Origin of the sequence: Atopobacter sp. AH10, from assembly GCF_003664595.1 — a bacterium.
GTDB lineage: Bacteria > Bacillota > Bacilli > Lactobacillales > Aerococcaceae > Atopobacter.
Genome location: NZ_QXPZ01000002.1, coordinates 168706 through 176155, shown reverse-complemented (window position 1 = coordinate 176155; position 7450 = coordinate 168706). Strand labels below are relative to the sequence as shown.

The window sequence follows — 7450 nt, the reverse complement described above, 5'->3', positions numbered from 1 at the left end:
AATAGCTGTTCAACGACTTGAGATTGATTGAGTAAACCTTCAAATAATGAATAATTTTTATATTCACTTTGCTTGAGTTCAAAACGATTTTTGATCAGTAATTTCCAATAACGCTTAATCCTTCTATAGCCTTTCTTATCTTCTGAATTTCCTTTATTTAATTGATTCATTATTTCTATTCTGACTTTAGTAAAGGCTCTTGCCCAATGCTGAATAATATGGAATCTATCTAAGATAATTTTTGCATTTGGGAAAACTTTGCTCACTAAAATCATATAAGGTGAGTAGATATCCATAGTCACTGTTTTAACTTGTAGCCTGACAGATTCTGGATATTGAAGGAAATAATGCGTAAGAAACTGTAGTTTTCTATCTGGTAATATATCCATTGGTCGATGAGTTTTGGCATCGCTAAAGATAAAACTCATCGCATTAGGTGAACCATTACCTGCATTGAATTCATCAAAAGACAAATGATGAGGGAGATAAGATTTGTGTTTTCTAGGTGTAGGTAAATCCTTATCTAGCATCCTAACAACCGTTGAAGGTGAAACATTGACTTGTTGAGCAAGGTCTTTCATGGAAATGTTTTTAGTTAGCTCCATCAAAATTTTACGACGAATATTTTCTGATATATTACAGCCTTTTTTAATGAAGGATAGCTGAGGAAGAGCAGTATGCTGACAACCTTTGCAAAGAACACGTTGTTTAGTCGCACGAAGTGCCGTTTTATAGCCGTTGGTTTCTAAAAGACGGATAGTAGCGACACTTGTGCCATGCTTTATCATATTCTCTCCACCACAAGAAGGGCATTTAGTTTCGTTGAAAGGAGCATATCCCTGCAATAAAATTAATTGATGCCCGAACTTGTCTTTTGTAATGGTCTTAAACCCTGTAGATGGAAATTGAATTTCATTTGGGTCTATCCCAAAAAGTTGATTTATTTCTAAAGATTGAGAATGATTGGTGTCACAAGGCATATCTAAATTCCTCCCTTTTAGTGTCGTAACTTAAGTATAGAGGAATTTGGATGTGCCTTTCTATCTATACTTAGTTGTTGGTGAATGTAACAAGCACTGATGAATAAAAGCTCAGTATGACCGAACTGGAGGAAAGAGTCCTTCATCGGGAGCAGCGTAAAAGGAAGTCAAGCGAATTACTTGCTGTGCCGAAAGGCTTACAGCAAGTTTGAGACTGACTAGCTGGGAGACCAAGGCTCCCAGNNCTTTATATGGCATAGACAGACTACAGTCTGTCTCTTTCACCAACATCAAAAAGTATAGAGCCTTTTCTTTTGGGCAATTCTTGTGAGTATTCTTCAAATAAAGTTTCCTGAGGGCTGATGCAAGCATAAAAAACACTAGCCTTTATTTTACAGAAACGAACTGATTTTGCGTATATCTTTATTTAGAGAAAAGTGGTAAGCTTAAATCAGATGAAAAGCAAGCGTTTTACTGGTCTTTGGACTGGCTTTAAGAACGTTTGACTTTGTGATGTATCACGGAATAAGATAGGTCATATGGACTATCAAAGCAGGCAGCGGCTTCTTGCCGTAACCGTAAGAATGGAGGAGCTATTATGGTTCTAAGGAAAAGAGATAAATCGACCGAAGAACGACAACCAAAGCCCAAATTGTTGAAAGATACGGTGCTTTTGCTGAATTATACCACCGATGAAATTGCCAAAATGCTCGAGATAAAATCGAATGAAAATCCTTTTTTGAAAGTAGAGTGGACAAACGACTACTATTCTCTTTCGGAACAAGTAGATGCGGATACACCAAATGCAGATCAGGAAGATATTCCATCTTTAGTAGAAAAAATTCCAAATAAAATCAATCAATCGCAAAGTTTGATTGCCCATTTATTAGATCAAGTCGATATTTATATGCGTGAAACCTATTTAAGAGATATTGTTCTTTATATGTTGGATTATATTGATGATAGAGGATATTTGTTGGCGGATTTGGAAGATATCGAACGTCGTACAGGTGCGGATAAACTACAGGTTTTAGATGCCCTCACCTTAATCCAACTGCTAGATCCTGCTGGGGTTGGCGCTCGTGATGAAAGAGAATGTTATTTGATCCAAGTCCTCAATGACCCAGAAGTGGCAATTGGGGCACAAGAAATTATCGAAAATTATTACGATGATTTTATTGAGGGACGGGCTGATCGTATCAAAGAGAGTTTGCAAATGGATGAAGATCAATATGATACAGCGATAGACTATTTAAGTCGCTTGACGCTAAATCCTGGGGCAGCTTACGCTAAATCTAAAGGGCCAAGTTTAGATCCAGTAGCCTCTGCTAAGAAGGTAGAAGATGGGATAGAGTTGCGTTATTTTTATCAATTGATGCCTAGACTCTCTTTTGATGAAAGTTACTATCAAGAAATTGCTGAAAGTGATGATCCTGAAGTAAAATGTTATGCCAAGCAGCAAAAGGACGACGCGTTGAAACTCATTCAAAGTTTGAAGAAACGTGAAGAGTTAATTATGGCGGTCATGAAGGTTATTGTGAAGAAGCAATGGCATTATTTGAAGGGTGAAAAAGATCAGATAGAAGACTTGTACTTGAGAGAAATTGCCGATGCAGCAGATCTTCGCTTGTCTACTGTCAATCGTATTATCTCTCGGCACGCCTTAGTGACTGATCGTGGGATCATAGCCTTAAAAGATTTGATTTCCACACAATAAGCGGATAAAAACATTTCTATTTAAATTTGGACGACGTCAGTGATTAAAAAGCTTGACGTCGCCTTTTTATAAATTTAAAGTAATGGTAAGTGATATTTTTAAGTTTTTTTTAGATGCCCGCTAAAAAATCTGAAAATACATTAAACTAAAGACAGTCTTGCTGATCTAGGCAAGGACTTCTTAAACATTTATCGGCTAATGAACAGCCAATTCACATTAAAGGAGGAAGAGTTAGTATGTCTTTTAAAAAAATAGAAAGTCGTGACTTACCAGATATTCAATCTGTAGGGCATGTATATGTTCATGATAAAACTGGAGCTAAAGTCTTATGGTTAAAAAATAAGGATCGCAATAGGGCTTTTACGATTGCCTTTAAGACCTTGCCAGTAAGTGATAATGGGATTACGCATATTATTGAACACTCTGTTTTAAATGGTTCTAAGAAATACCCATCAAAAGAGCCTTTTGTTGAATTAATCAAGGGTTCAATGAATACATTTCTCAATGCGATGACCTTTGCCGATAAGACGATCTATCCTGTGGCATCAACTAATGAAAAAGATTTCTTTAACTTGATGGATGTCTATTTGGATGCTGTATTCCATCCTAACTTTTATCATGATCCACAAATCTTGAAGCAAGAAGGCTGGCACTATCACTTGCCAAGTGCGGAAGATGATTTGACTTATAAAGGGGTCGTTTACAGTGAGATGAAGGGTGCCTTAGGGGCTCCCGAACAACAAATTTATAATTTGGTCTCCAACCGCCTTTATGCTGGTTCTGCCTATGCTTATATTTCTGGTGGTGATCCAAAATCTATTGTGGGTTTAAGCCAAGAAGAATTTGTTGCTTATCATAAAAAGCACTATCACCCATCTAACTCCCTCACTATCGTCTATGGGGATCTGGAAGAAGAAGCTATTTTTAAAGAATTATCTGAATATTTTGACGAATTTGAAGCAAGGGATGCCGAGACATTGACTTGTCATTGCGCAGTCGATCAAGTGACAACGGTGAAAGACAGCTATTCTATTTCTGAAGGTGAAGATCTCGCAGAAAAAACATACCTAGGTCAATCTTTCCACATTGGTGAAAATCTAGGTATGGAAGAATTAATGGCTTTTAATGTGTTGGAGGAAATCCTTTTGGGCTCTAACCAAGCTCCACTTAAGAAAGCTTTACTTCAAGCAGGGATTGGTGGAGATGTTTATGGTGGGGTGACTCCATATGGCTTACCATCTGCTTTTTCAGTAGTGGCTAAATATGCAGAAGCTGAACAATTAGTAGATTTCACGCAAGTTGTAGAAAATAGCTTAAAGAACTTGGCAGAAGAAGGGATTGATAAAGAAGCTGTAGAGGCAGCTTTGAATAAGATTACTTTCCAACTAAAAGAATTAGCTATTTCTGAAAGTGAACCTCGTGGGGTCATTTATGCCATGAATGCCTTGGATTCTTGGTTGTATAGTGACGAGGCAATGGAACACTTGGAATTCTCTAAGTATCTGGATAAGGTGAGAGAGAAAGCAGCTAAGGGTTACTTTGAAGAATTGATTCAAACTCGCCTCTTGAAAAACCCTCATCAATTAGTATTCTGCCTGAGCCCAGAAGCTGGCAAGAATGACGAAAAAGAAAGGGCATTAGCTGAAAGATTGGCTCACTATAAAGCTAGTCTTACAGAAGAAGAAGTAAAGGCCTTAGTGGATGAAACACAAGCTTTATTAAAACGTCAAGAAACGCCAGATGATCCAGAAGATTTAGCGAAGATCCCTACTTTAGACCGAGAAGACTTAGACCCTGAACTTGAAGAACTCCCATTAGAAGTAGATAGCCTATATGGAGATCAATCTTACTATTTTGCTGAGCAATTTACTTCAGGTATTGACTATGTTTCCTTACGGCTGGACGTGACAGATTTGCCATATGAAAGCTTACAAGATTTGACTTTCTTGTCTAGTTTATTAGGTGAATTGGCGACTAGTCATTATGAAGCAGATCAGCTACAACAGGCTATGGACTTGAAGACAGGTGGGATTAGCGCTTTTGTTAAGCCTTATTCAACTGCTGATGGAAAAATTAAAGTAGACTTTAGAGTTGCTGGGAAAGCTTTAGCTAACTTTGGTGACGATCTCATTAAGTTGATGAAAGAAATTCTATTGTATACGCAATTAACGGATAAAAATCTGATTAAGAATTTGGCTCAAGCAAGTTTATCAGAATTTGAAGGTCGTTTGAATTATTCAGCTAATGCATTGGCCTTGCAACGGGCGATTAGCCGGAAAGATCGTTTGGAACAAGTGAACGAATGGATTTCTGGTATCTCTTATTACCAATACTTGCAAAACTTAGTGGACCATTTAACAGAAGATAAGTTAAACGAATTACAGGAACTATTAACACGTTTGGCGAATAAAGAACGTTTTGGGGCTTCTTATATTGGGGACAAGGAAAGAGCCAAGCTTTGGAAAGAACGCCTATTAAAGGCTTTTGAAGGATTGAAGGCAGAGAAACTTGTTCACGGCTTGAACTTACCAGCTATTAAGGAACAAAAGGAAGCTTTTGTTTGCTCTCAGGATGTGAATTATGTGGCTATTGGGCATCAAGCTAGTGATTTGTTGCCATATTCAGGTTCTGCTTGTGTATTGATGAATATCGCTTCATTTGCTTATCTGTGGAATCGTGTTCGAGTTCAAGGAGGAGCTTACGGGGCTAATTATTCTCACAGCTATCAAGGAGAATGGGGGATGTCTTCCTACAGAGATCCTAATATTAGCCGGACTTTAGAGGCCTATGAAGCTTTGGCAGATTATCTTGAACATTTAGAATTGGATGATAAAGAAGTGTTGAAGGCGATTATCGGGACTATGTCTGGCCTTGACCGTCCATTATCTGGTTCAACCAAGGGAGCTTTGGCGATCCAACGCTATATTAGTGGTGTGAGTCAAAAGGATCTTTTACGCCTGCGAAAAGAAGTATTGAACACAAGAATTGAAGATTTAAGAGCCTTAGCACCAGCAATTCGTCAACTATCAACAGATGCTGCTTTAGCTGTTGTTGGGAATAAAGCGAAAATTGAAGAAGTTAAGGATCAATTTGAGGCGATTTATGAACTTAACTAGGCCTAGTCTTCCTTCAGATGAGGAAGTCCATTGGCATGGCTTATCAAAAGACTTGATGATAGCTTTTTCTGAGTATGTTAACGATCAAGAGCCTGGAATTTGCGGGAGCTATTCCCTAGCTGCTTTTCTGGATGTCTTGGATAGATTAAAAGGGGAAGAAGGCATGAGCTTTGAAGAAAGGCTCCAAGCTTTAGTCCCCCTAGTGGAGAGAAAATTCCCTTATTCAGGGACTTTTGCTTGGGATATTCTGAAGGGACTAAAGGAATTTTTGCCGAAAAACTGTCATAGTGGTTTACACTGGTCATTCAACCCTCATCTTGCAGCGAAAAGATGCCTAGATGGCCCAGTGGTCTTGCCCATCATTTTAGGGACAAGTTGGCTACAAGGAAGTCCTTATGGTAACCATTGGGTTTTGGCCTATGCCTATAAGAAAGAAGAGGAAGGGATAGTCTTTTCTTGCTACGATAATCATGGGAATAGCGAAGCTTTAATTCCTTCTGCAGAAGTTTTAACAGCGATCTGGTTAGATCCCGGAAGCTTTGTCAATAGAGCGTCTGTCTTGAAATAGTGTTCTAAAAGTTTAATAAAGAGGCATTAGGCTATCTTAAAAAGGCAAGCTTAACGATTGGCTAATGTTTATCATAGAGCCAAGATTTATAAAGAACACTCTAGACAGATAAAAATAGCCTCGAGCATTAAATAACCCCCTAAAGTTGGTGTATAAGAGTCAACTTTAGGGGGATTTTTTTAGGGGATTAATGAATATGAATTTGATAGTTGCTTTCTATATTTTGATTGAAGTGAAGCAACTTTTTAACGGCTTGGACAGCATCTTTTTTGGCTTGGACAAGTAGACCTTTTTCAATAGCATCGGCTTCAACCTTGGCTTTTTGATCTTTAGCAAAGCCTTGATAATCAGTTATTTTGATGGGATTAAAGATGGATTGACTTTCATCAAACACTTTAAGAGAATGTTGATCGATATCATGTGAAAGGATTTTGGCTTCTGGTAGTTTCAAGTCTATGGTCTTTTTATTCTGGTTAACGGTGACTTCTACTTGTCGCAAATCGACACCTGCGTGAATGACACCATCATAAGCTACGACAAAATGCTTTTTGGTGAAAGGAATCTTCCAACCATAAAAGTTTTTTTGATGGTCGAATTCACCCATATGGCTATAATAATATTTACTAGAGGTGAGTTCAGCGGATTCTTGTAGACGTTTTGAGATGAGTTTGGATGTTATTTGAGGAGCCTTATTCTGCTGGCCTTTATTTACACCATAATAAAAGGCGCCAAAACCCACTAAGCTAATTCCTACTAGGCATAAAATAAATCTCGAAAGATATTTTTTTACTGTTTTCAATAGGGAGATCCTCCTTGATAAAACGAAAAATAGCGTTATAAATGCATCAGTGCCTGATGAATGGCATAAGTTGAAGGAAAGGAGAAAGATATAGAATGAATGCTTTCCACTTCTTCAGATAGGATTGTAACATAATTGTAACAATTCTGCTAATGATAGCCTAGATTTTTCAAAAAATAAGACCAAAGTCTGAGTAGAATAGGCCTTGGTCAGCTTAGATAAAGAATTGCCAGCACTATATAAAACTAGGTATTACTCTGTCAGCTATTG

At 37.8% G+C, this 7450-nt stretch carries 5 protein-coding genes; 3 read left to right on the top strand and 2 right to left on the bottom strand.

Annotated elements, in window-relative coordinates; all coding sequences use genetic code 11:
* On the bottom strand, positions 1-980 hold a 980-nt coding region (locus tag D3H64_RS01285), incomplete at its 3' end, for an ISL3 family transposase (protein ID WP_121564047.1).
* Positions 981-1578: 598 nt separating this feature from the next.
* Between D3H64_RS01285 and D3H64_RS01280 the strand changes: the two genes are divergently transcribed.
* The 3 genes from D3H64_RS01280 (at position 1579) to D3H64_RS01270 (ending at position 6381) form a co-directional block, all read left to right on the top strand.
* On the top strand, positions 1579-2697 hold the full coding sequence (locus D3H64_RS01280) for a hypothetical protein (RefSeq protein ID WP_121564045.1): 1119 nt from the start codon (positions 1579-1581) through the stop codon (positions 2695-2697).
* A 236-nt stretch (positions 2698-2933) separates the two neighbouring features.
* Positions 2934-5813, top strand: a complete 2880-nt coding sequence (locus tag D3H64_RS01275; RefSeq protein ID WP_121564043.1) for an insulinase family protein — start codon at positions 2934-2936, stop codon at positions 5811-5813.
* Positions 5800-6381 (top strand): hypothetical protein, encoded by a 582-nt coding sequence (locus D3H64_RS01270; protein WP_121564041.1) that lies wholly within the window; start codon positions 5800-5802, stop codon positions 6379-6381. The genes D3H64_RS01275 and D3H64_RS01270 overlap by 14 nt, the downstream gene beginning before the upstream one ends.
* A 187-nt stretch (positions 6382-6568) precedes the next feature.
* On the opposite strand, the gene D3H64_RS01265 is transcribed toward D3H64_RS01270, so the two are convergent.
* Entirely contained in the window at positions 6569-7180 is a 612-nt protein-coding gene (locus D3H64_RS01265; RefSeq protein ID WP_158589189.1) for a DUF4230 domain-containing protein, read from the bottom strand.
* Positions 7181-7450 lie beyond the last annotated feature (270 nt).